At 42.4% G+C, this 23,354-nt stretch carries 22 protein-coding genes; 13 read left to right on the top strand and 9 right to left on the bottom strand.

From position 1 onward, the window contains the following. Nucleotides 1-5 precede the first annotated feature (5 nt). The 3 genes from H8B17_RS05875 to H8B17_RS05865 form a co-directional block, all read right to left on the bottom strand. Nucleotides 6-995: an MlaD family protein gene (locus tag H8B17_RS05875; RefSeq protein ID WP_190308189.1), complete on the bottom strand. Its 990-nt coding sequence runs from the start codon at nt 993-995 to the stop codon at nt 6-8. A gap of 143 nt (nt 996-1,138) precedes the next feature. Beyond that, complete coding sequence (locus H8B17_RS05870; protein WP_190308188.1) at nt 1,139-1,912, bottom strand: ABC transporter ATP-binding protein; 774 nt, start codon at nt 1,910-1,912, stop codon at nt 1,139-1,141. Nucleotides 1,913-1,918: 6 nt separating this feature from the next. Then, complete coding sequence (locus H8B17_RS05865) at nt 1,919-2,677, bottom strand: MlaE family ABC transporter permease (RefSeq protein ID WP_190308187.1); 759 nt, start codon at nt 2,675-2,677, stop codon at nt 1,919-1,921. A 145-nt stretch (nt 2,678-2,822) separates the two neighbouring features. Between H8B17_RS05865 and H8B17_RS05860 the strand changes: the two genes are divergently transcribed. The 3 genes from H8B17_RS05860 (at nt 2,823) to H8B17_RS05850 (ending at nt 6,372) form a co-directional block, all read left to right on the top strand. Beyond that, a complete protein-coding gene (locus tag H8B17_RS05860; RefSeq protein ID WP_190308186.1) occupies nt 2,823-4,247 on the top strand; it encodes a DUF6600 domain-containing protein in 1,425 nt (474 codons plus the stop codon). Nucleotides 4,248-4,495: 248 nt separating this feature from the next. Continuing rightward, a complete protein-coding gene (gene pncB, locus H8B17_RS05855) occupies nt 4,496-5,668 on the top strand; it encodes a nicotinate phosphoribosyltransferase (protein ID WP_190308185.1) in 1,173 nt (390 codons plus the stop codon). Then, complete coding sequence (locus H8B17_RS05850; RefSeq protein ID WP_190308184.1) at nt 5,668-6,372, top strand: class I SAM-dependent methyltransferase; 705 nt, start codon at nt 5,668-5,670, stop codon at nt 6,370-6,372. Before pncB ends, H8B17_RS05850 begins: the two co-directional genes overlap by 1 nt. Nucleotides 6,373-6,606: 234 nt before the next feature. On the opposite strand, the gene serS is transcribed toward H8B17_RS05850, so the two are convergent. Next, entirely contained in the window at nt 6,607-7,884 is a 1,278-nt protein-coding gene (gene serS / locus H8B17_RS05845) for a serine--tRNA ligase (protein ID WP_190308183.1), read from the bottom strand. A 501-nt stretch (nt 7,885-8,385) separates the two neighbouring features. Between serS and rsmI the strand changes: the two genes are divergently transcribed. The 4 genes from rsmI to H8B17_RS05825 all read left to right on the top strand — a co-directional run bounded on the left by rsmI (nt 8,386) and on the right by H8B17_RS05825 (nt 12,933). Beyond that, nucleotides 8,386-9,051, top strand: a complete 666-nt coding sequence (gene rsmI / locus H8B17_RS05840) for a 16S rRNA (cytidine(1402)-2'-O)-methyltransferase (RefSeq protein WP_190308182.1) — start codon at nt 8,386-8,388, stop codon at nt 9,049-9,051. Nucleotides 9,052-9,105: 54 nt separating this feature from the next. Beyond that, nucleotides 9,106-9,765 (top strand): PH domain-containing protein, encoded by a 660-nt coding sequence (locus tag H8B17_RS05835; protein WP_190308181.1) that lies wholly within the window; start codon nt 9,106-9,108, stop codon nt 9,763-9,765. An 80-nt stretch (nt 9,766-9,845) separates the two neighbouring features. Continuing rightward, nucleotides 9,846-11,522 (top strand): apolipoprotein N-acyltransferase, encoded by a 1,677-nt coding sequence (gene lnt / locus H8B17_RS05830; protein ID WP_190308180.1) that lies wholly within the window; start codon nt 9,846-9,848, stop codon nt 11,520-11,522. Nucleotides 11,523-11,796: 274 nt separating this feature from the next. Then, on the top strand, nt 11,797-12,933 hold the full coding sequence (locus H8B17_RS05825) for a cysteine desulfurase family protein (RefSeq protein WP_190308179.1): 1,137 nt from the start codon (nt 11,797-11,799) through the stop codon (nt 12,931-12,933). A gap of 13 nt (nt 12,934-12,946) precedes the next feature. On the opposite strand, the gene H8B17_RS05820 is transcribed toward H8B17_RS05825, so the two are convergent. Together H8B17_RS05820 and H8B17_RS05815 are read right to left on the bottom strand one after the other, a co-directional pair. Continuing rightward, nucleotides 12,947-13,363, bottom strand: coding sequence for a copper resistance protein NlpE (locus tag H8B17_RS05820; protein ID WP_190308178.1), 417 nt, complete (start codon nt 13,361-13,363; stop codon nt 12,947-12,949). A gap of 42 nt (nt 13,364-13,405) precedes the next feature. Next, complete coding sequence (locus H8B17_RS05815) at nt 13,406-13,744, bottom strand: tetratricopeptide repeat protein (protein ID WP_190308177.1); 339 nt, start codon at nt 13,742-13,744, stop codon at nt 13,406-13,408. 160 nt (nt 13,745-13,904) lie between these two features. Between H8B17_RS05815 and H8B17_RS05810 the strand changes: the two genes are divergently transcribed. The 5 genes from H8B17_RS05810 (at nt 13,905) to H8B17_RS05790 (ending at nt 19,206) form a co-directional block, all read left to right on the top strand. Further along, nucleotides 13,905-14,642 (top strand): electron transfer flavoprotein subunit beta/FixA family protein, encoded by a 738-nt coding sequence (locus tag H8B17_RS05810; protein ID WP_190308176.1) that lies wholly within the window; start codon nt 13,905-13,907, stop codon nt 14,640-14,642. 21 nt (nt 14,643-14,663) lie between these two features. Beyond that, nucleotides 14,664-15,638, top strand: coding sequence for an electron transfer flavoprotein subunit alpha/FixB family protein (locus tag H8B17_RS05805; protein WP_190308175.1), 975 nt, complete (start codon nt 14,664-14,666; stop codon nt 15,636-15,638). 146 nt (nt 15,639-15,784) lie between these two features. Next, on the top strand, nt 15,785-16,417 hold the full coding sequence (locus H8B17_RS05800) for a bifunctional nuclease family protein (protein WP_190308174.1): 633 nt from the start codon (nt 15,785-15,787) through the stop codon (nt 16,415-16,417). A gap of 10 nt (nt 16,418-16,427) precedes the next feature. Beyond that, nucleotides 16,428-17,783 carry a nucleoside permease gene (locus tag H8B17_RS05795; protein ID WP_190308173.1) on the top strand — a complete coding sequence of 452 codons (1,356 nt, stop codon included), beginning with the start codon at nt 16,428-16,430 and terminating at the stop codon, nt 17,781-17,783. Nucleotides 17,784-17,877: 94 nt separating this feature from the next. Next, nucleotides 17,878-19,206, top strand: coding sequence for a mechanosensitive ion channel family protein (locus tag H8B17_RS05790; protein ID WP_190308172.1), 1,329 nt, complete (start codon nt 17,878-17,880; stop codon nt 19,204-19,206). A 208-nt stretch (nt 19,207-19,414) separates the two neighbouring features. Here H8B17_RS05790 and H8B17_RS05785 read toward each other — a convergent pair whose 3' ends face one another. The 3 genes from H8B17_RS05785 to mtaB all read right to left on the bottom strand — a co-directional run bounded on the left by H8B17_RS05785 (nt 19,415) and on the right by mtaB (nt 22,055). After that, complete coding sequence (locus H8B17_RS05785; protein ID WP_223816375.1) at nt 19,415-19,915, bottom strand: hypothetical protein; 501 nt, start codon at nt 19,913-19,915, stop codon at nt 19,415-19,417. Between the two features lie 89 nt (nt 19,916-20,004). Then, nucleotides 20,005-20,607 (bottom strand): C40 family peptidase, encoded by a 603-nt coding sequence (locus H8B17_RS05780; protein ID WP_190308171.1) that lies wholly within the window; start codon nt 20,605-20,607, stop codon nt 20,005-20,007. 125 nt (nt 20,608-20,732) lie between these two features. Further along, nucleotides 20,733-22,055 carry a tRNA (N(6)-L-threonylcarbamoyladenosine(37)-C(2))-methylthiotransferase MtaB gene (gene mtaB / locus H8B17_RS05775; RefSeq protein WP_190308170.1) on the bottom strand — a complete coding sequence of 441 codons (1,323 nt, stop codon included), beginning with the start codon at nt 22,053-22,055 and terminating at the stop codon, nt 20,733-20,735. Nucleotides 22,056-22,502: 447 nt separating this feature from the next. On the opposite strand from mtaB, the gene H8B17_RS05770 reads away from it, so the two are divergent. Further along, nucleotides 22,503-23,324, top strand: coding sequence for a thymidylate synthase (locus H8B17_RS05770; protein WP_190308169.1), 822 nt, complete (start codon nt 22,503-22,505; stop codon nt 23,322-23,324). The last annotated feature ends 30 nt before the right edge of the window (nt 23,325-23,354 follow it).

The following is a 23,354-nucleotide window of genomic DNA, read 5'->3' as shown; positions in this document are numbered from 1 at the left end:
AATAACTATAAGGAATCCTTTGCGAGCTTTTCCTGCTCCTTTTGTTGCTTTCTAAAATACCCTCTAAACAGGAAGTTGCTTTGCAGTGCCTTCATATTATCATCGAGTTTTTCTGTACTCATATTGAGGTTTCGCAGGATTTGTTTAATTTCTGCTGCCGCTTCTGGATCATTAGTCAATACACCGATCGCATTATCTTTATCGTTTAGGCGAGCCGAAGTCGTATTCAGATTTTCCATCAACGTAGAGGCTGTCGTGGTCACGTCCTGCAATTGGGAGGCTGACGCCCGTAAGCTGGCAAAAACAGCCGTATCGGTCGTTAAATCATGAATGAGCCCTTGATTACTATTCAGCTTATCCATCAAAACTGCGAGATTTCCCGATGCTTTATTGACATCTGTCATCACCTTATTTAACGAGTTCACAGAACTTTTTAACGAAAGTGCGATAGTGGAGTCGGTCATTAGAGCGCCAACAGCACCTTTTCCCTCCACCATTTGTTGAGAAAGAACCGCAAAGTTTTTCGTTATTTCCACCAAATTCTCATTGTTTGTCTGTAATGTTGCAAACATGGCATCTGTATCCGTACCTGTCACGGATTTAATAACCGCACCGTCCTTTATAGGCGGAGCTTGGTCCGTTCCACCCACCAAGTTAACGATAGCGTTTCCGATCAATCCATCAGAACCGAGCTTGGTGACGACATCCTCCCGAATAAACTGACTGGACTTCTCTTCGATGTGCATTATTACCTTTACATCGTCAATGCTCTGGAATTTTATTTCCTTGACGATCCCTACCTTTACACCCGAAAACCAGACGTTATTTCCGACTTTCAACCCTTTCACGTCATGAAAGTACGTCGTCACCACCAAATTCTTGCTAAATTTATTTTGCTGTGTACCCAATACCAGAATACCCGCAACTAAAATAATCAAACCGATCAGGACGAATAATCCCACTGTAAGCGAACGCTTCCTTTCGTTTGTATTCATATGTATAAAACTTGCTTTTTAATTGTCATATGGAATATCCAGACTACATCATTGATGCTTGTATTTATTGATAATTGTCTATTTTCAGTTGCATCAATGAGCGCGCTCCGTTCGGTTTGCAATCGTGAATATTTCATATATCTTTAATCGATAAAATTATAATCATAAAAAGGCTTCACCCGTTCATCGTCCGTATCAAAGATTTCCTCGAACGTTCCTTGCCTTTCAAATTTACCATCCAACAACATCACCATTCTATCTCCGACCATTTTTGCACAGGACAAATCATGGGTAATAATAATGGATGAAGTTTGGTATTGTTCCTGCACCTGATTTATCAATGAATTGATATCCAGACAAGTCAGTGGATCAAGCCCTGCTGTTGGTTCGTCATAAAGCATGATATCGGGGCGCAATATCAATGTACGGGCAATCCCTATGCGTTTACGTTGTCCACCCGATAGTTCAGAAGGCATCTGGTTAATCGCTTGCGATAGCCCTACACCCTCCAGTACTTCTTCTACTTCTTTGTTAATCTCTGTTCTGGTCAAATTACGCTTATTTCTGACCAACGGAAATTCCAAATTCTCCCGTACGGTCATGCTATCGTATAAAGCACTATTCTGAAAAGAAAAACCAATACGCTGGCGTAAATTTCGCAATTCGCGTTCATCCAACTGATTTACCACCTCTCCTAGCACATGAATATTGCCTTTATCTGGTTTTAACAAACCCGATATCAGCTTGATCAATACGGATTTACCAGTACCCGATCGCCCTAATACAACTAAGTTTTCTCCATTAAATAACTGGAGATCGACATCGCGTAATACATGCAGGTCACCAAATGACTTACTGACGTTGTCTACGCGGATAACGACGTCGTCCTGATTGATATTGACAATCTTCTTTTCCATATCCGTTTACCCAATCAATGAAAGTAACTGAACAATAAGTAACTCTTCGATAAACACAAGGAACATCGAAGATACGACGGCGGCATTGGCAGCCTTACCTACCCCTTCTGTTCCTTTGGAAGAATAATATCCGACATAGGTGCTTGCAAAACCAATCGTGAAGCCAAAGACCACTGCCCGTATTACCATAGCAAATATATCCTTGGCAGCAATAGCTTCGAAAACCTGTGTGAAAAATGCCAGAATACTGATATCATCTTTTGCCGATATACTGAGGTATCCTCCCAACAACCCTATTCCGGCCACATAAAAGCACAATACGGGAATCATGGTTGTAGTGGCAATAATACGTGTGGAAATTAAAAACTTTGTTGGATTTGTGCCCGAAACTTCCATGGCGTCAATCTGCTCGGTCACATTCATCGAACTCAACTCAGCGCCGATCTGAGAACCAACTTTTCCGGAGGCAATAAGTGCGGTCACTAGTGGCGCTAGCGCCCGTACAATGGCAATAGATATGAGGGCCGGCAACCAAGATGTTGCTCCGAACTCTTCCAAAGAAGGGCGCGACTGTTTGGTAAATACGAACCCTACAATAAATCCTGTCAAACTGATTAATGGGAACGATTTCCAACCTATTTCATAACACTGCCGGATAATCTCTTTAAATTCATAGGGAGGAGACACCGCTTCCCGCAGGAAGCTCATCATAAAACGATGGATTCTGGCGAACTCGATAAGTAATTTTTCTATTTTTCGTCCCATGTATGTATGAGGTTTCCAAAAAAGTACTCGGCAAATATAAAAACTTTTATGAAGATCAACGTGATCAACTTATTAAACCTTTTATATTACTATGCAGTCATAACAATACAGACAGCAGATGGTTTCATTTATAAAGACGAAGATCATGAGAAGCATAAAAATATCCCCCATACTGATTACACTAATAGCATTTGCATTTAGTGTCTTCTCGAGTAAACAAGTGTCTGCTCAACCTCACGGTTCAGTTTCATTTGATTTATTTTACGATGAATTAGCTCCATACGGACATTGGGATCGAGACGCTGCCTACGGTGACATCTGGTTTCCACGGGCAGAAGCTAATTTTCGTCCGTACGGTACAAACGGTTACTGGGCGATGACCGAATATGGTAATACTTGGGTATCCGACTATGATTGGGGATGGGCACCGTTTCATTACGGTCGTTGGGTCTACACCAACCACCGCGGTTGGGGGTGGATTCCGGGTTATGAATGGGGTCCGGCATGGGTAGATTGGAGAAGTGGTGGCGGATATTACGGATGGGCGCCGATGGCTCCTGCAGTAGGTGTTACGGTTTCTGTGGGTCTCCCAATTAACTTATGGGTATTTCTTCCCTCACGCCGTATTTACGACCGTCATATACACCGTCATTGGTCTCACGGTCAACGTGCTATCTATAATCGCACAACGATTATCAACAATACCTATATTGTAAACAACAACCGCTATTATGGCGGTCCGGCCCGTCGTGATATTGAACTTAATATTGGACGCCGCGTAGCTGTTCGAAACGTTCGCACGACCGAGCGCCCTGGACGCTCGCGTGTAGACAGTCGTTCGGTTTCCATTTACCGTCCGGATAGAGCGGCCAACACCCGTAGCAACCGAAATTCTGCACGAGTTTCGGAATCGAGCCGCAACAGTCGCACTACACGGTCAAACACAGGAAGAACAGAACGTTATATTGGAGATAACCCTAATCGTAACAATCAGCGTTCGACAGAAAATCGAGCGACACGCGGCAATACAACGTCCAATCGTACACAAAATCAACGGGCGACAAGGACACCGAATACGAACAACCGTTCTTCGTCCAATAATCGCGAAGGTACATCGACGCAGCGCCAAACACGTTCTAACGAGCAACGGACGAATGTTAACCGCAGCTCAACACAACGGAACCAACGTGCGACACAACCGCGGAGTCAGCAGTCTAATAACCGCTCCCAACAACGAAGCGAGGTGAATCGCAGGACTACCACACAACCGCAACAAAATAATCGCGGTAGGGTACAACGTACTACGCCTAACCGTACGCAGACGCCCTCGCGTAGCAGTCAGCCTCGTCAGCAGTCTACGCCTTCCCGCAACGTGCAGCAAACTAGCCAGCGGAGCAGCGCACCTGCACAGGTTAATCGTTCGCGCAGCAGCTCTTCGAGCAGTGTAAACCGTTCGAACAGTTCAAACAGATCCAGCGTACAACGCAGTAGCAATTCTTCGTCGCGCGGATCGGCAACTTCAAATAGTAGAAGCAATCGCTCTTCTTCGTCTAGTCGAGGTAGCAGATAAAAACTTTCTGTTTTATATTGATGCGATAGCCTCCTGTTTTGCTCTTGCAAACAGGAGGCTTGTTATTAACAAAAATTCCATTAAGCTTTTTGTTTTTATGTATCGGTTTAGATCTTTTCATTGGTTTCACTTCTTATCAAGTTTCCTATGCCGATGAAATAAAAGTTGGTGTAGGGACTGAATTTATCGTATATTTCCCTATAGAAATTCCGTAACTTCACGCTAATTTTACATAAAAAGGCTTTTACATGGCAACACTCACCTCCATTCTCGATAACGACTTCTACAAATTCACTATGCAATTTGCCGCCAGTAAATTGTTTCCTAGGGCACGAGCCCGTTATGCGTTCATCAACCGAGGCAAACACCAGTTTCCTCGTGGCTTTGACAAGTTGCTAAAAGATGCTTTAAACGAGATGGCAGGGCTTAAACTTACCAAAGCAGAGAAAGAATTTTTACGCACCAAATGTCCTTATATCGACCCGACCTATCTGGATTTCCTACAAGGTTATCGCTATGATCCCGATGAGGTCTACATTACACAAACTGGTGGTGAGCTGTCCGTCACGATAGATGGCTATTGGTACCGTACCATTCTTTGGGAAGTGCCGATTATGTCATTAATCTGCGAACTGTATTACGAAATGGACGGGACGGCGCGTGTCGCCAACGAAGAGGTTTGCCAGATAGCGGAAGATAAAATGGAAAAATACGATAAATTGAATATCACCATTGCCGATTTTGGTACCCGACGTCGCCATTCCTACGAAGTACACGATCTCGTTATCCGCACCTTAAAAAACCACCCGTCCAAGACTTTTATCGGCACATCGAATGTACATTTTGCGATGAAATACGAAACAACACCTATTGGCACCCACGCCCATGAATGGTTCATGTTTCATGCCGCGAAATATGGATACAAAATGGCCAATCTGCTTGGGCTTGAACATTGGTCGGACGTATATCGGGGCGACTTAGGTATCGCGCTATCAGACACGTATACGACGGAAGTATTCTTCAAACAATTCGATAAAAAATTATCCAAATTGTTCGATGGTGTGCGGCACGACAGCGGGGATCCTATTACTTTCGCCGAAATGACTATCGAACATTATAAACAGCAAGGAATCGACCCGCAGTCGAAAACCATCATTTTTTCGGACGGACTGGACTACGATAAAGTCGAAAATATCGTTCGCTTTTGCGAGGGGAAAATCGGCATCTCCTTCGGTATAGGGACGGACTTCACGAATGATGTCGGTCTACCGCGCATGAATATCGTTTTAAAAATGGTAGAGGCTAAACCGGAAGACGGCGACTGGACGACCGTCATTAAACTTTCCGATGAACCGGGTAAGCACACCGGCGACCGCAACGAAATAGCTATTGCCAAACAAATATTGAAAATAGAAGATTAATGGAGCGTGATGTATATGGAGAAGCTTTGTATGATTTTCACATGCTTCAAGAATTAAATGATCCGCTATTGTTACATAGCAGTTATGGCGATATCGAAGAAATGCCTATTGAAGTCTTTTTCCGGGATGAGACCGATTTCCCAGAATTGGAACATATTGCGCTTGCGCTTTGTGATGGCCATGTACTGGATGTAGGAGCTGGTGTCGGCAGCCATGCACTATACCTACAAGATAAAGGTTTTCAGGTGGATGCTTTGGAAATATCGGAATCTGCGTGCAGCATCATGAAAAAACGCAGTGTGCGGCATATTATTCAACATGATTTCTTCACGTTGCAGAATGGAAATTACGACACGCTTCTATTCCTGATGAACGGTATTGGTCTTGCCGGTACCATCACCGGGTTACGGGATTTACTTCGTCACAGCAAAAAGCTGTTGTCTGAGAGAGGGCAACTGCTCTTTGATTCGTCTGATATTTCCTATTTATACGAAGAATACCGCATTCCTAAACCGGAATATTACTTGGGCGAGATCCGTTTCCAGTATGAATATAAGGGCATTCTCGGGAAACCGTTTCCTTGGTTATATATCGACCAGCAGGAACTCATTAAAATCGCCCATGAAGAAGGTTGGGTGGTACAGATTCTTTTTGAAGATGATAATGATCAGTATTTAGCGAGAATGGAACCGAGAAAAGAATAAATTCATATCAAGTTCCTTATTATGGCTTATATTAGAGCGAAGTCTTAAGGACATAGAACGCACATTTTTCGCTTTTATCCGAATAAGGTCCGAACGAGGTCCGTATAAAGTCCCTATAATATCCTTATTATTTAGCAAGTTGTATTTACCGAGACAATCCCAAAGTATGACGCATAAAAAAGCCCTATAAAGCTTCTCACTTTATGGGGCTTTTGATATTCCTGTAACAAGTCGTTACGCCAAATCAATCCATTCAAAACCGGTATAAGGAACCAAAACGGCGGGAATACGTATGCCCTTTTCGGTCTGGTTATTTTCTAGAATACAGGCTACAATTCTGGGTAGTGCCAATGCTGAGCCATTAAGAGTATGTGCTAGTTGCATTTTGCCGTTCTCGTCTTTAAACCGTACTTTCAAACGATTAGATTGGTAGGTCTCAAAGTTGGACACGGACGACACCTCTAACCAGCGTTGCTGTGCTGCACTGAACACTTCCATATCATACGTCAGCGCAGAAGTGAAGCCCATATCTCCGCCACATAAACGCAATACGCGGTACGGTAATTCCAGTTGTTGCAATAAGCCTTGTATATATAGGCTCATTTCTTCCAGTACCGCGTATGATTTATCTGGATGTACAATCTGTACGGTCTCTACCTTATCAAACTGATGGAGTCTGTTCAAGCCGCGGACGTGCGCACCGTATGAACCTGCCTCCCTGCGGAAGCATGGCGTATACGCACAATGCTTGATCGGAAATTGTTCTTCTTTCACAATCGTACCGCGGTAAAGATTCGTCACCGGTACCTCCGCTGTGGGGATCAGATAAAAATCGTCATCACCAACATGGTACATCTGCCCTTCTTTATCCGGGAGTTGTCCAGTTGCAAATGCCGAATCTTCATTAACCAGAATAGGCACCTGTACCTCATTGTAGCCAGCTTCTACGGCTTGGTCTAAAAAGAAATTGATGAGGGCACGTTGCAACCGAGCTCCTTTCCCTTTATAGACTGGAAAACCTGCTCCGGTTACTTTTACCCCGAGTTCCAAATCGACAATATCATATTTGCTTAACAGTTCCCAGTGTGGCAACGCCGACTCTCCCAGTTGCGGTACAACCCCATACTCCAATATCACTTCATTATCTTCAGCAGAAACCCCTACCGGAACGGATACATGTGGTAAATTCGGCAATTGCACAATCTTGTCTTGCAATGTTTGTTCAACTTCCGCCAGTTTTTCGGTCAACGCTTTTACTTGCTCCTTATATCCGGACGACTTGGATTTCGCGGCTTCGGCTTCTTCTTTTTTTCCTTGACGCATCAAATCCCCAATCTGCTTGGCAGCAGCATTGGCTTCCGCAGCAATCGCATCCGATTCGTTCTGAATTTTACGACGCGACTCGTCCAATTGAATGACTTCGTCAACCAATTCCATGTCTTTAAAATTCTTTACTGCCAATCGTTCAAGGACTGCATCTTTGTTTTCACGGATATAATTTATCTGTAACATAAAATGAATAAGTAAATTAGAGGAGCAAAGATAATAAAAACACGAGAAGTGTAATCAAAATACCTCAAACCAGTCAATATATCAACTAAAAGGCTATTTTAATGAAATATTCGTATTAATAATTTGTAATTGTTAAAAATATTACATACTTTAGAGTCATTATCAATCATATTAACAATTATTTGATATAAGTATCACGTAGAGTTCATATGACTGTAGTATATTTGTAATATAAAATAAAATAGTAACATGTTAAAAGATTTAGAAATTTTCGAACAAGACATCTATCCAGACTTACTTGAGTTTGCATATGATGGCGACGACTTCAACGATTTTGAAGACTAATCCCCCTCACCCCGAGGGGGATATTTTTTTTATAATATCTTTTAAAAACATCACTCTTTCTTTAAAATACATATTACACCTACCGGAAATTACTCCCTTCAACATATAATTCATAACGCATCACTTATAACTCATAACTAATGCTTATTTTTGATCATGCTATATCTCGTACCTACGCCTATTGGCAATCTGGAAGATATGACCTTTCGAGCGATACGTATTTTGAAAGAGGTCGACTTAATTTTAGCGGAGGATACGCGTACAAGTGCTCCTCTTCTTAAGCATTTTGGCATCGACAAAAAGGTCTTTGCCCATCACCAACATAATGAACATAAGGCTGTTGCGGAAATTATTCGATTTCTGAAAGAGGGCCAACAGATAGCATTAATTTCCGATGCCGGAACCCCTGCCATATCTGACCCCGGCTTTTTGTTGGTGAGGGAAGCGATTAAAGAGGGGCTAGCTGTACAATGCTTACCCGGCGCCACCGCCTTTGTACCTGCCCTTGTCAATTCGGGCCTGCCGAACGACCGGTTTTGTTTTGAAGGCTTCCTGCCCGTCAAAAAAGGACGCCAAACGCGGCTGAAACAATTGGCAGAAGAAAAACGGACGATGATTTTCTATGAATCTCCGCATCGTATCCTTAAAACCATTGAGGAATTTATACAATATTTTGGGGAAGGAAGAGAAGCCGCTATTTCACGGGAAATCAGTAAATTGTACGAAGAAACGATAAGAGGCACCCTTGCAACGCTAAAATTACATTTTGAACAACACGCTATTAAGGGGGAATTTGTATTTTGTGTAGCAGGGAAAGGGTGATGCGTGAAAATTGGTTAACTATATAGTTACTGATTACGATTAATGACATAAATAATGAGTGTAGATAAATTTATTCAGGATGGACAGGATGCCAAAGTGGCGGAAAGAATCCACGACAAAATTGTCGATATTTTAACGGCAGGCGAATTTATACAATACATCTCGCTGCAGAAGAAACCAGCGGTGACGCTACTGCCCGACAGTATCACGATCAGCAACAAGCGTATTTTCCTTTGTGAGTTTACAAAACTGGGATTAGCAACAAATTTTGAAATTTTTTCTTGGAACGACATCAAAGATATTGCATTCAAGGAGGAAATCTTTGGATCGAAAGTGACGGTCATACCGTTTACAGGGGAAAATCTCACCATTGATTATATTCCAAAGGTGCAGGCTCGAAAGTTATATCAGCTTATTAAAACAGCGTTGGAAAATCCAGCAGGCAATAAAAGCGAAGAACCTACTCCGGTTATTCCAGCGGAAAGGCCGATTGAGCCTCTCACGATACCGGTGCAACCCGTTGTTGATGAACCAGCAATACCGCCGGTTACGGAGAAAAACAAAGAGGAGAAAATAACAGAATCCAATATATCCGTTGTAGGAGACGATGAGCTTACACAAAAGCTAAAAAAGCTTAAAACACTTTATGACCGGCAGCTCATCACACAATCCGAATACGAAAACAAAAAATCAGAACTTTTATCACAGCTCTGATCTGTGAAATATCCGTGATTATAAAAAATACAGATCATCTGGATATGCCATGCGGCCTTTAAAAGACAGTTTATCCACTCATGAAACAAAATTATCTTCTAGCACTTTTAAGCGCAGTTATTTTATGGTTGGCTTGGCCACCAGTCCCCTATAGCAGTCCATTGTTGTTTGTGGGTTTCGTACCCTTACTCATTGCTATTGAAAAAATTATGAGGGGGAATTATACGCATAAAGGCAAAAAGATCTTCTGGTTGAGTTTCCTCACTGGTTTTATATGGAATACGGCTTCTATCTATTGGGTATACAATGCCATGAATGCGTATTTACCATCCTATGTATCGCTGCTCATTTCACTCATTCCTTTCGGGCTGGCTCCGCTACTAATGGCACTTGTTTTTCGGCTTTACTATCAACTCCGCAAGAGAACAGCCATCGGTTATAGTTTTATCGGTCTGGTTTCTTTTTGGTTGGGATACGAGTTTCTACACCAATGGTGGGATTTAGCCTTTCCTTGGATGACGTTGGGCAATGGCTTTGCTAATTTTCACCAGCTTGTTCAGTGGTATAGCTTTACGGGCGTTTTTGGGGGTACGGTGTGGATTTGGGCAGTCAATTTATTCGTGTTTATGTTTATCTGGCAAAAACGCGAAAAAATAGAAGTCTTTCATTCCAAAAAACTTATGATCGCTATTACGGCGACTTTGGCACTGCCTATCGGGGCTTCCATTATACAATATAATACGTACGTCGAGCACACCAACCCATCGGAAGTTGTGGTGGTTCAACCTAATATTGACCCGTATGGAAAGTTTGGGTTGATTCCTCCGGCGGAACAACTAACTACGCTATTAGAACTATCGGAGCGCGTTGCTAAACCGAATACCGAGTTTTTCCTATGGCCAGAAACAGCTCTTTCGTCCGAACGGGGTGCAATTGATGAAGAGCAATTTAGAGCCCATCCGGCTTATGAACGGGTGATAGATTTCCTCAATCGATACAAGAACGGCAATGTACTCTCGGGTATTGAAAGTTATCAAATTTATAATTACGCGAAAACCTCAACTGCCCGAGATTATGGTAACGGTGTCTTCCTTGACCCATTTAATGCTGCCGTCTTGATAGATCAATCCAGTAAACTGCAGTTCTACCATAAATCGAAGCTAGTTCCTGGTGTAGAACAGCTTCCTTTTGGCGAGACACTAAGTTTTATGAAGCCTCTTTTTGCGCATTTCGGTGGCTCTACAGGAGGGTATGGCAGCCAAGAAGAACCATCGGTATTCTATTCTCAAAGTGGCATTGGAGCAGCCCCTGTTATTTGCTATGAATCTATTTGGGGCGATTATGTGGCCGAATATATCCGGAAAGGCGCACAGTTTATCGCCATCGTGACCAACGACGGATGGTGGGGCAACACCTCCGGAAAAGACCAACACCTACTCTATGCCAAACTACGGGCGATAGAGAACCGGCGTTGGGTAGCCCGTTCTGCAAACACTGGGATTTCCGGTTTCATCAATCAACGCGGCGATATTGTCCAAAAAACAGCCTGGTGGACCGCGGATGCGCTGGCACAGGAAATCAACTTGAATGAAGAGTTGACTTTTTATACCAAAAATGGTGATTTGATTTTGTATTTGGCATTATTCGGCGGGTTGTTTTCTGTTTTTCTGCTTTTTAAGAAAAGTTCTTTTCCTCCTTTTTTCTTGACAAAAAAGGAGACAAAACCGAACGAAGTGAGCTCATGGATACCAAAATGAACGCAGAACAATATAAGGCCGTTTTGATCTGTATAATCGCATTGCGATAATGATCGCTTTCAGCTACGCTATTCCCCCTCCGTTGGAGGAGTGCCCGTTGGACGGGGTGGTAAATTGCACTCCCCCACCCTTAACCGTTAAGGTTGCCTTGGAACTTTGCATTTGTAGAAATTTTCCTTTTGCACTTACCCATTATGCAAAAGTTCCCAGCGACGATTTTTTTGGTTCTTTTTTGAGGAAAAAAAGAACATAAAATTTCCTTATTTTTGCCATCATGCAAGTATATTTCGATAATGCCGCCACGACGCCATTAGATCCAGAGGTAACAAAGGTCATGGTAGAGGCTATGCAAGAACATTTTGGCAACCCCTCTTCTATCCATGCGCACGGTCGTCAAGCCAAGACTATTATAGAAAAGGCAAGAAAGACGGTAGCAGGCTTGTTAAAAGCATCGCCCTCCGAAATCTTCTTTACATCGGGAGGTACAGAAGCAGACAATATGGCGATTGTTAGATCCATCGCGGATCTCGGTATAACACATGCAATTACTTCCGCCTTGGAACATCATGCTGTTTTGCATACGATGGAGGATTTAGCGCAGCAAGGCATTATACAGTTGGATTTTGTATACGTAGACGGAAAAGGCAATGTTGATGTAGACCATCTAAGGGAATTGTTATCTCAAAACCCACGGACCCTTGTGTCCCTGATGCATGCCAACAACGAAATCGGCACCTTGACCGACATCCATAAAATTTCGGAAATATGCCAGGAGTTTAATGCGGTTTTTCATTCGGATACGGTGCAGACCATGGGGCATTATAAACACGACCTTTCTACATTACATATTGATTTTCTGACGGGCGCTGCTCATAAATTTCACGGTCCAAAAGGGGTAGGTTTTATCTATATTAACGGTAAAAATAAAATTCGTCCGCTCCTTTACGGTGGCGCGCAGGAAAGAAATATGCGTGGCGGAACGGAAAATGTTTACGGCATCGTCGGCTTGGCAAAGGCCTTGGAATTGTGTTATCAAGACATGGAAAGCCATCGGATTTATATTCAAGAGTTGAAAGACTATATGCGTACGGAACTGCAAAAAAATATCCCCGAAATTACATTTAACGGAAATATTGCAGCGGAAGCGTCTCTTTACACCGTCTTAAACGTATCCCTTCCCTGTACAGAGATGGCAGATATGTTGCTATTTAGCCTCGATATTGCCGGTATCTCGGCTTCGGGAGGAAGTGCATGTAGTTCTGGCTCGCAACTGGGCAGTCATGTGCTTCAAGCCCTTGGAACAGACGACGATAAACCTGCTGTTCGATTTTCATTTAGCAAATACAACACGAAGGAAGAAATCGACTTTGTTGTTAAGAAACTGAAAGAGCTCTGCGAGGAACACCGGTAAAAATAGAAAGGGGTCAATTCGCAAAACGGAGCACGTAGCGTTCTGCCAATTCACCCCGAATTTCTTTCCCTGACAGATCGAGCTGTCTTAACTGATCGAGTTCCACTTTATATTTGTAGTCTACACCCTCTAAATTAAGCTCTCCATCTTGTAATTTCCAGCTTCCTGTTTTAGAAAAGGATTTGGCACTTTTTCCCATATATATATATTTCAACGAATAGCCTCTGTCATTGGACAAGGTTAAGGAAGTCGCAATTGCGTCACAATCTGTGCACGGTAGACTACCACGGTAGGTCCCGACTAAACGACTCTCGGTCATGTTACTCACTTTGTTGTTTTCTATATTGGCATTGGTGCGGGTATTCACACAACTGATGATGATGAATATTCCCGACAGCAATAGTCCACATAAATATACAACCAAGCGCATGACATCGAATTTTACTATAGACTACAAAAAAGGTACCACATTTTAGCCCTCCCATTCGTCGTCGTCCACCCCCATTGCGAGATTATAGGCTGCCAGTAGCTCGTTGTATGCGTGACGGTTGCGCAATCGTTGCGCCACCTCCATCCCTGCTTGATAAATTTCCAAGGCTTCCGCTCTTCTTGCCCGCTCTTCTAAAAATTTAGCAAAATGATAGTATGCCCCCACATAATCTGGATGGTTTAGTCGTAAGTCCTGAAAGCCAGCAAACGTCTTTTCGGCATCCCCCCTCTTTTTCCATTCCATCGTAAGGGCATATTTTAAAAACGGATCTTCTGGACTCTCGTTTAAAAACCGTTGTAATTCTTCTAACCTATTTTCCATAATAAAGCAAAAATAGGAAATTCTCATCTCAAAGCATTACGCAACAATACTATGCTTGCATAGAAAAATGACAGTTTGCTGACGTCTTACGTCGGTCTATCTCTTGTTTTTGGTTTTTGAAATTGCTAGGTTTGGGTGAAGGCTAATAAAAAACACTCCAATGAAGATACTTGTATGTTTAAGTAATGTGCCCGACACAACATCTAAAATCACGTTTACGGATAATAATACAGCATTCAATACAGCTGGCATACAATATATTATTAATCCATATGACGAAATTGCGCTGGCGAGGGCTGTAGAACTTGCCGGCAACGGTCAAGGCACTATTACGGTTATCCATGTGGGCGAAGCTGCCGCTGACCCTACCATTAGAAAGGCACTGGCAATTGGTGCAGACCAAGCTGTCCGTATAGACGCCTATCCACGCGATGCCTGGTTTGTAGCGCATCAAATCGCATCCTACGCGAAGACACAAAACTTTGACCTGATTTTAACCGGGCGTGAATCTATTGATTATAATGGCAGCTTGGTTCAGGGATATATTGCAGAACTGTTAGGTATACCGTCGATTTCTATTGCTAAAAAACTAGACATCAACGATTCGCAGGCAACGGTAGAACGTGAAATTGAAGGAGGTAAGGAAGTAATACAAGTACCTTTACCTGTCGTTATCGGAACAGCCGAGGGTGTCGCGGAACCCAAAATACCAAACATGCGGGGAATTATGAGTGCGCGCACGAAACCACTCGAAGTAATTCAGGCCATTGATGTGCCCGCATTATCTCATATTACTCATTTTGATACACCGCCTCCTCGGGGCAACGTTAAACTTGTTGACAAAGATCATGTAACGCAACTGGTTGAGTTGTTACACAGTGAAGCAAAAGTTATATAAATCTTCATTAAAGCGCTTATTATGGCAATTTTAGTATATATCGAAAATATAGCAGGAGCATTTAAAAAATCTGGATACGAGGCGGTGTCCTATGCGAAAGCCATTGGCGACGCTACCGGTCAGCCTGTTACTGCACTCAGTATCGGAAAGGTTGATACCGGATCTTTAGAAGGTCTCGGCCGCTACGGCGTCAGCAAAGTAATAGCAGTGAATACCGAACAGCTTCATCAATTCGTTAATCAAGCGTATGCTGCCGTTATCGCGGAGGTGGCGAATAGCATACAGGCAACGACCATTGTGCTATCTAATTCTTTTAGCGGAAAAGGACTAGCACCGCGTATTGCCGCTAAATTGGATGCCGCACTTGCTGACGGTGCGATTACATTACCCGTTATCAAGGGAGACGCTTGGGAGATTAAGAAGTCTGCCTTTTCAGGCAAAGCTATTGCAACGCAGGAGCTCACGGCTCCTATTAAAGTGATTGCATTGACGCCGAATACCATAGAGGCAGTAGAAGCACAGACAACGGTTGAAATCGAAGCTTTCCAACCGCAAGTTGCCGCTACGGATTTGTCTACGGTTGTTAAAGATATCATGCAGGCAACAGACAAAATACCATTGCCCGAGGCGAATATTGTCGTATCTGCCGGACGTGGATTAAAGGGTCCAGAAAACTGGAAAATGATAGAGGAATTAGCGGACGTTTTAGGTGCAGCTACCGCATGTTCTAAACCGGTTTCTGATGCAGGTTGGCGTCCGCATGAGGAGCATGTCGGACAAACAGGGTTAGCCGTAAGTCCAAATCTGTACATCGCAATCGGTATTTCGGGCGCTATCCAACACCTTGCAGGAATAAGCTCATCCAAGACTATTGTGGTCATCAATAACGATCCAGAGGCTCCTTTTTTTAAAGTTGCTGATTATGGCATCGTGGGAGATGCGTTTGATGTCGTCCCGAAGCTTATCGACGCGTTCAAAGCATATAAGAATCACTAAACAGAAACAATTGAAACAATGAAAAATGGTCGAGCTGTAATGCATTACAGCCGATCATTTTTTTTCCTGTTGGTCGGTTTTTTGCATACTTTTTTTGAGGTAAAAAAAGTAATATATATGTTTGTACTATAGTTTAGGCTTTAAGAATGAAGAAAATCAAATTAGATATAGTGGGGTTGTCGTACAGCCAAACACAGTCTGGTGCGTACGCATTAGTCTTGGGGGAGACCGGAGGGAACCGGCGACTGCCCATTATCATTGGAGGTTTTGAGGCACAAGCAATCGCCGTAGAAATCGAAAAAATGCAACCAAGCCGCCCATTAACACATGATCTCTTCAAGACTTTTGCCGACAATTTCCAGATCAATATCCAAGAGATACTGGTCTATAATTTGATAGATGGCATATTCTTCGCCAAGCTGGTATGCTCCAACGGGGACAAAACTTTTGATATTGATTCACGAACTTCGGACGCTGTTGCCTTAGCGGTACGTTTTGGTGCCCCCATATATGTCTACGACTTTATAATGGATGCGGCCGGTATCGTGATCGAAAGTAACGACTTTGCTTTTCTAGAGAATTTAGAGGGGCTCCCAAAAGAAAATACGATGACTGGAGCAACAGCTTCATCCACGGAAAAAGAACATACACCAAAATCGCCCTATGGTAATATAAGCGACGACCAACTGGAAATAAATCTCAACAAAGCCATTGAAGCAGAACAATATGAAACGGCTGCCAAAATCCGCGACGAGATAGAAAGAAGGAAAAACAGGTAATATCATCACGATGCCTATCAAATTCCGGTTAACCATTGTAAGCTTCTTTCAATTTTTTGTTTGGGGAGCTTGGTTAATCACCATTGCCAATTATTGGTTTGGCACAAAACAATGGGACGGCACACAATTTGGCGCTATTTTTTCGACCATGGGCATTTCTGCAATCTTTATGCCCACACTGATGGGTATCGTTGCCGATCGCTGGATAAATGCGGAAAAGTTATACGCTATACTGCATATTTTATACGCCGCCACCCTCTTTTACTTACCACAGGTTGACAATCCACAACTATTTTTCTATGTTATGTTGTTGGCGATGTGCTTCTACATGCCAACACTTGCACTCTCTAATTCCATTTCTTATACAACGCTGGTTGCGAACGAATTTGACGTGGTCAAGGTTTTTCCACCGATACGAGTGTGGGGTACGATAGGTTTTATCACCGCGATGTGGATGGTGAACCTAACCGGAAATAAAGCCACGTCTTATCAGTTTTATGTCGCTGGAATAGCGGCTGTAGGATTGGGATTATATGCATTAACACTTCCCAAGTGTCCACCAAAAAATCGACAGTGGCAAGAAAAACAATCTTGGACAAAAACATGGGGACTCGATTCCTTCCGACTGTTTGCAGATTACAAGATGGCTGTTTTTTTTATCTTCTGTATGTTTTTAGGAGGTGCATTGCAATTGACCAACGCTTACGGCGATGTATACCTGGATGAGTTCAAATTTTACCCAAAATATGCCGACGCCTTCGCGGTCAAGTACTCTACACTGATTATGTCCATCTCTCAGATTTCGGAAACACTCTTTATCTTAGCTATACCTTTTTTTTTGAAACGATATGGCATCAAAAAAGTGATGCTTATCGCCATGTGGGCCTGGGTGGCTCGATTTGGACTATTTGCTTTCGGAGATCCGCAAACCGGCTTATGGATGATCATCCTTTCCTGCATTGTATATGGAATGGCATTTGATTTCTTCAATATATCGGGATCCTTATTTGTTGAAAAATCTACCACGGTTGAAATTCGCAATGCGGCCCAAGGCCTCTTCATGATGATGACCAATGGTTTTGGCGCGATACTCGGCAGCCTCATATCCGGATGGGTAATAGATTACTTTTTCACGCTACAGTTTTCCACTATAGAAATGTTGGCATCTTACTTGCAAACCGAAGCTTCTAATAATACCTTGTTGCTATTTATCCAATCGCGTGGAATCTCCGTATCACCTGATGGCGCGCTGAGCGAAAATGTACTCCTAAAAGATTGGCGTAATATATGGCTGGCTTTTGCTGGCTATACGTTGATAGTTGTCTTTTTATTCGATTTGCTTTTTAAACACAAACACGAGTCATGATGAATTACGCATCATGTTTATTAAAGGCATGTAGGAATTCATTTAAAATTCGGTTCGTGAATGCAGCGCATTTTATGTAGGTTTGTCTGCTGATATGGATAAAACAGACATCATTAACATTGCCTCACAACAAACCAGCGCACTCTACAATTGGACATTTAACGCCATACAAAACGTCGGCCTATCCGACCGAGTAGCGCATATAACAACCTCTGTCAGCCTGCTTATTATTGCTTTTGCGCTTTTATACATAATAAACATTATTATAGCCGCTATCTTTAATTCCGTGTTGACAAAAATTATCAAGAAGACCAAAACCAACTGGGATGATTTTTTACTGAGTAATAAGGTATTAAACAAACTTAGTCAGCTTATTCTCGTCATCATTGCGCAGCAGATGATACCATTCATTTTTATGGGCTTCCCGAATTTCACCGCAGGTCTCCAAAAATTTCTAAACATACTTGTTATCCTTTCCGTTTATGCATTCATCAATAGCTTACTCAAAACTGGGCGGGATATTTTACGTACCTCTAAAGCCTTTGTAGACAAACCACTTGACAGTTATTTACAGGTTGTACAAATATTTTTATTTTTTGTTATAGGTACCCTTATTGTTTCGATACTAACCGGTAATTCACCGTGGTCTTTCCTTGTTTCACTAGGAGCCGCATCGGCCATTTTAATGTTGGTATTTAAGGATACTATTCTCGGCTTTGTCGCCAGCATACAGGTGTCGGCAAATGATTCTGTCCGTGTAGGCGACTGGATTGCCATGCCGAAGTACGGTGCGGATGGTGATGTCGTACAGATCAACTTGAACAATGTAAAAATACAGAACTTCGACAAGACAATTACCACTATTCCTACATATACCTTATTAAGTGATTCCTTTACAAATTACCGGGGGATGCAGGAATCGGGCGGACGACGGATTAAACGATCGATCAATATCAAAATCTCGACGATCCGCTATCTTTCAGAAGCAGAAATTTCTGAACTGAAGAAAATTGAACTACTGGCGCCTTTCATTGCAAAACGGGAAGAGGAAATCAAAACTTATAATGAACGTACCGGCGTGGACGAATCGGTACTGGTGAACGGCAGGCGAATGACCAATATCGGCCTGTTTAGAGCGTACATCAATGCTTACGCCAAAAATAACCCCGATATCCATAAGGGATTGACCTTTATGGTTCGTCAATTAGCCCCCAATGAACATGGCTTACCGCTAGAGCTATATATGTTTACGAATGGTACGCAATGGGCGTTCTTCGAAAATACCATGTCTGATTTATTTGATCACCTATTTGCCGCAATAAAATACTTTCATCTCGAAGTATTTGAATTACCAGCTTCTGATGATTTAAGGCTTCTGCTTTCGCAGGGAGCGCTAAGAGCAGGTGAAAAAGCACCAAACTAGCCCTGTCTAAGATGTGAAAATTTTTAGGAAATAAAAAAGGGTTATCCTTCGGGACAACCCTTTGTTTTCGGCGTATTTCACAATAGACCTCAACATAAACACTAACCATTAATTAAACCATTAATGACGAACAAAAATTACTCATCACAAAGGTGCTGTATTAATATGAAGTAATGATTAGCACTATGTTAAAAGTTATGTTTTTTCGCTAGCGTGCATTAGCGATATTTATCCGCTCCAATACCGTCTCGATCGTTGTTTTGGCTGCGTCCATCATTTTTTGGTTACCCGGATAATCTGCATCCATCGTCACTGTTTTTCCTTTTTCCTTGTACTTATACTCCAATATATAACGCGGAACTCGTCGCCCGTCAACGGAATCTTTCTGAGGCGTAGTCATATCATCATCTACATTCCAGAATCCCATTTCCATCGCTTTCCGATGTAGAAAAAGTAAATCATCATCCGAAAGTTTCAATTTTTTTTTGATGACTTCATTTTGTCGATTCAAATATTGGTAGTCTTGCGTCGCGGAATTGTAACTGTTCAACATCGAATCGCGCAAACCATATTGAATGGAAACATATTCAAAATCTGAATATCGAAATGGGGCATTTTTTATCATGTTGGAATAGTAATAAACACAATAGATAAAAAAGGAACCGATAATACACAACGCCAAAAAGATGGCCTTCGCTCTTTTACTCATGACAAATCAATTTGTCGCAAAAATACACATTAGATGGAACTTAACCACCAAAGGCCACTGCTTATTGGCGTGTTTTTGTAATTTGAATGTTAGATTTTAGGCGTTCCGGCGCGTACAAAGTATTTATAGTACCAACTATCTTTTATGTCGGAGATAATAACTCCTCTGCGCGTGGATACGTGTACAAACTTATTGTTATGCAGATATACGCCCACATGATCGATATTTCTACCACCAAATGAGAAAAAAACCAGATCACCTTCACGCAGCTGCCTTTCGTATTTTCGCTTTACTTGGCTCCCCATATCCCGTGAGGTACGAGGCAGATCTTTGCCGTAAACCTCGCGGTATAAGATCCCCACAAAACCAGAACAGTCTATGCCTGATGGCTTCATGCCACCCAAACGATGGGGGCTGCCCAACCATTTATCAATAAATTCATACAACGATCTATTCTTCAAATCCCGAGAAGATACGCCTAATATGGATGCATAATTATCTAGACCGGTTCCTGATATTGATTTACCGCGCGCATCACTTGCATCTGTGGGAATTGACTTGCTCGTAGAAGACGTGCCTTGCCCATGATCACCGCGATGAAGCACCTTTCTTTTCGTTCCACAAGATACCAATAAGAAAACGGCTATAATCCACGAAAATAGTGCGATGTATCGATAGAGTTGTCGCTGCATACAACAAAAATAAGCATCCCAAATTAGTTTGACAATGTTTTTATATTTGGCGCCGCAGAATGAACATCTTACTTACTTCACCTTCGTAAATGATACGCGAGCAGAGACAGTTCCAAACTACGATGTTAGGAATGTGCTAATAGCTCGGGTAGCTCTTCTGACTCCACTTCGCACTGCTCGGTGATCGATGTGAATTTAACCGGCACTATTTCATTGACCATCAATGGATCGTACAACGAACGTACCTTCACATAATTTTTGGAGAAGCCATGCATATAACCGTCTTTCACATCACCTTCAAACAGCACCTCTCCTACTTTGCCGAGCTGCTGCTCGTAAAATGACCGCCGCTTTTTCTCCGAAAGGATGTGAAGCATTTTGCTTCTGTCACTTCGCTGTGCACCAGGAACAGCACCTTCCATCTGGGCAGCAATTGTATTTTCTCTTTCTGAGTAGGTAAAAACGTGCAAATAGGAGATGTCCATTTCATGGAGAAAATTATAGGTATCTAGAAAATCTTCTCGCGTTTCCCCGGGGAATCCTACAATAACATCAACCCCTATACAGCAATCTGGCATAAGCGATTTTATCTTCGCAACACGCTCCGCATACAGCTCTCGCTTATATCGTCGCCGCATTTTTGACAACACCTTGTTACTCCCAGACTGTAGTGGCATGTGAAAATGTGGCACAAAACGCTTTGATTGCGCAACAAATTCTATAATCTCATTCGCGAGAAGGTTCGGCTCAATAGACGAGATACGGATACGGTCTATACCGTCCACTTCGTCTAACGCTTTTACCAAATCCAAAAAACGATCCTGTCGCTTTCCATCCCGTATACCGTAGTCGCCAATATTCACGCCGGTCAACACGATCTCTTTCACGCCTGAAGCCGCAATCTCTTCCGCTTGCCGCACAATATCCTCGATCTTGCCCGAACGACTTGCTCCACGTGCTAACGGAATGGTACAGAATGTACAGGAATAATCGCAACCATCTTGTACTTTTAGAAATGTCCGGGTACGGTCGCCTATGGAGAAGGCGGGAACAAACTGATTTGTTTCGTCAATCGGAGCATTATGAACAACCGCTTTTTCTTGTTTAGTCAGATCGTTGATATGTTCGATAATGTTGAATTTCTCGGCCGCCCCCAATACCATATCTACACCTGGAATTTCAGCAATCTCTTGTGGCTTCAATTGGGCATAGCACCCTACAATGGTGATATAGGCATTGGGAGAATGCTTTAGGGCTTCTTTCACAACCTTACGGCACTTCTTATCGGCATGATCTGTTACCGAACAGGTATTGATCACATATACATCTGCTTGACTATTGAATGGCGTGGCGTCATAACCAGCTTCTTTAAAAATACGACCAATAGAAGACGTCTCTGAATAATTCAGTTTACATCCTAACGTATAAAAAGCTACTTTTTTGTTCATGATAATGGTGCAAAGTTACTTTTTTTCCCTCAAAAAAATAACCAAAACCGAACGAAGTGAGCTCATGGATACTAAAATAAACACTTATCCATAAAAAACTCGTCGCTTCAAATGTTTTACATCTAGGATAGTGCCAAAAATAGATTCGTGCAGTTGTAAAACATTTGGATGCGACATTTAAGGTTAATTTAGGGATCGTGCAATCTTGTAATGTTCGCAATCCATAATTGCACAGCGATTACGCAGATTAAATCGACCTCGCATCGTTCCGCAGCCAGCTTTACGCAGGATATTCCGTTAAAAACAGCATTTGTCCGAGCACCGCGAGTTTATGCTGTTTTAGGAATAGACAAGTAAAGGTAGCGGAACGATGCAAGTCTTGATTTTTTTTGCTTCGTTTTTTTATCAAGAAAAAAATGAAGAAAAAGGCCTATCTTCGTAATCAATATGAAACAATATTTGGATTTACTGCGGCATGTTTACGAAAATGGAGTTGAAAAAACAGACCGTACGGGAACAGGTACCCGGAGTGTGTTTGGTTACCAGATGCGTTTCAATCTAAACGATGGTTTTCCGTTAGTAACAACAAAAAAATTACACCTTCGCTCCATCATACACGAACTGATATGGTTCTTAAAAGGTGAGACGAATATCAAATATTTAAAAGAAAATGGTGTGAGCATTTGGGATGAATGGGCAGATGAGAACGGTAATTTAGGTCCAGTATACGGCTCGCAATGGCGCTCCTGGCCGACACCGGATGGTCGTCATATCGATCAGATAACGCAAGTTATTGAACAACTAAAAAAATCACCCGATTCCCGTCGGATTATTGTATCTGCATGGAATGTAGGGGAAATAGAGAATATGGCACTTCCGCCCTGTCATGCTTTTTTCCAATTTTATGTTGCACCCGCACAACCTGAAAAGGGTATCCTGAAACCACAGCTTTCTTGCCAACTCTACCAGCGAAGTGCGGACATTTTCTTAGGTGTTCCTTTTAATATCGCATCATACGCCTTATTGACCATGATGGTCGCTCAAGTATGTGATATGGAAGTGGGCGATTTTGTACACACCCTAGGCGACGCTCATATCTATAGCAACCATTTTGAGCAAACAGAATTGCAATTGAGCAGGGAACCAAAACCGCTGCCTTCAATGAAAATAAATCCGGCTGTGAAAGATATTTTTGAATTTAAATTTGAGGATTTTGAGCTGGAAAATTATCAATTTCACCCCCATATCAAGGCACCCGTTGCCGTGTAATGATGTAGGATTTGTATTAGGGTAAAATAA

Origin of the sequence: Sphingobacterium arenae (genome assembly GCF_014692505.1) — a bacterium.
In the GTDB taxonomy this organism is placed as follows: Bacteria; Bacteroidota; Bacteroidia; order Sphingobacteriales; family Sphingobacteriaceae; genus Sphingobacterium; species Sphingobacterium arenae.
Note: the sequence above shows the minus strand (reverse complement) of the source record. Positions and strands in the feature narration are given on the sequence as shown.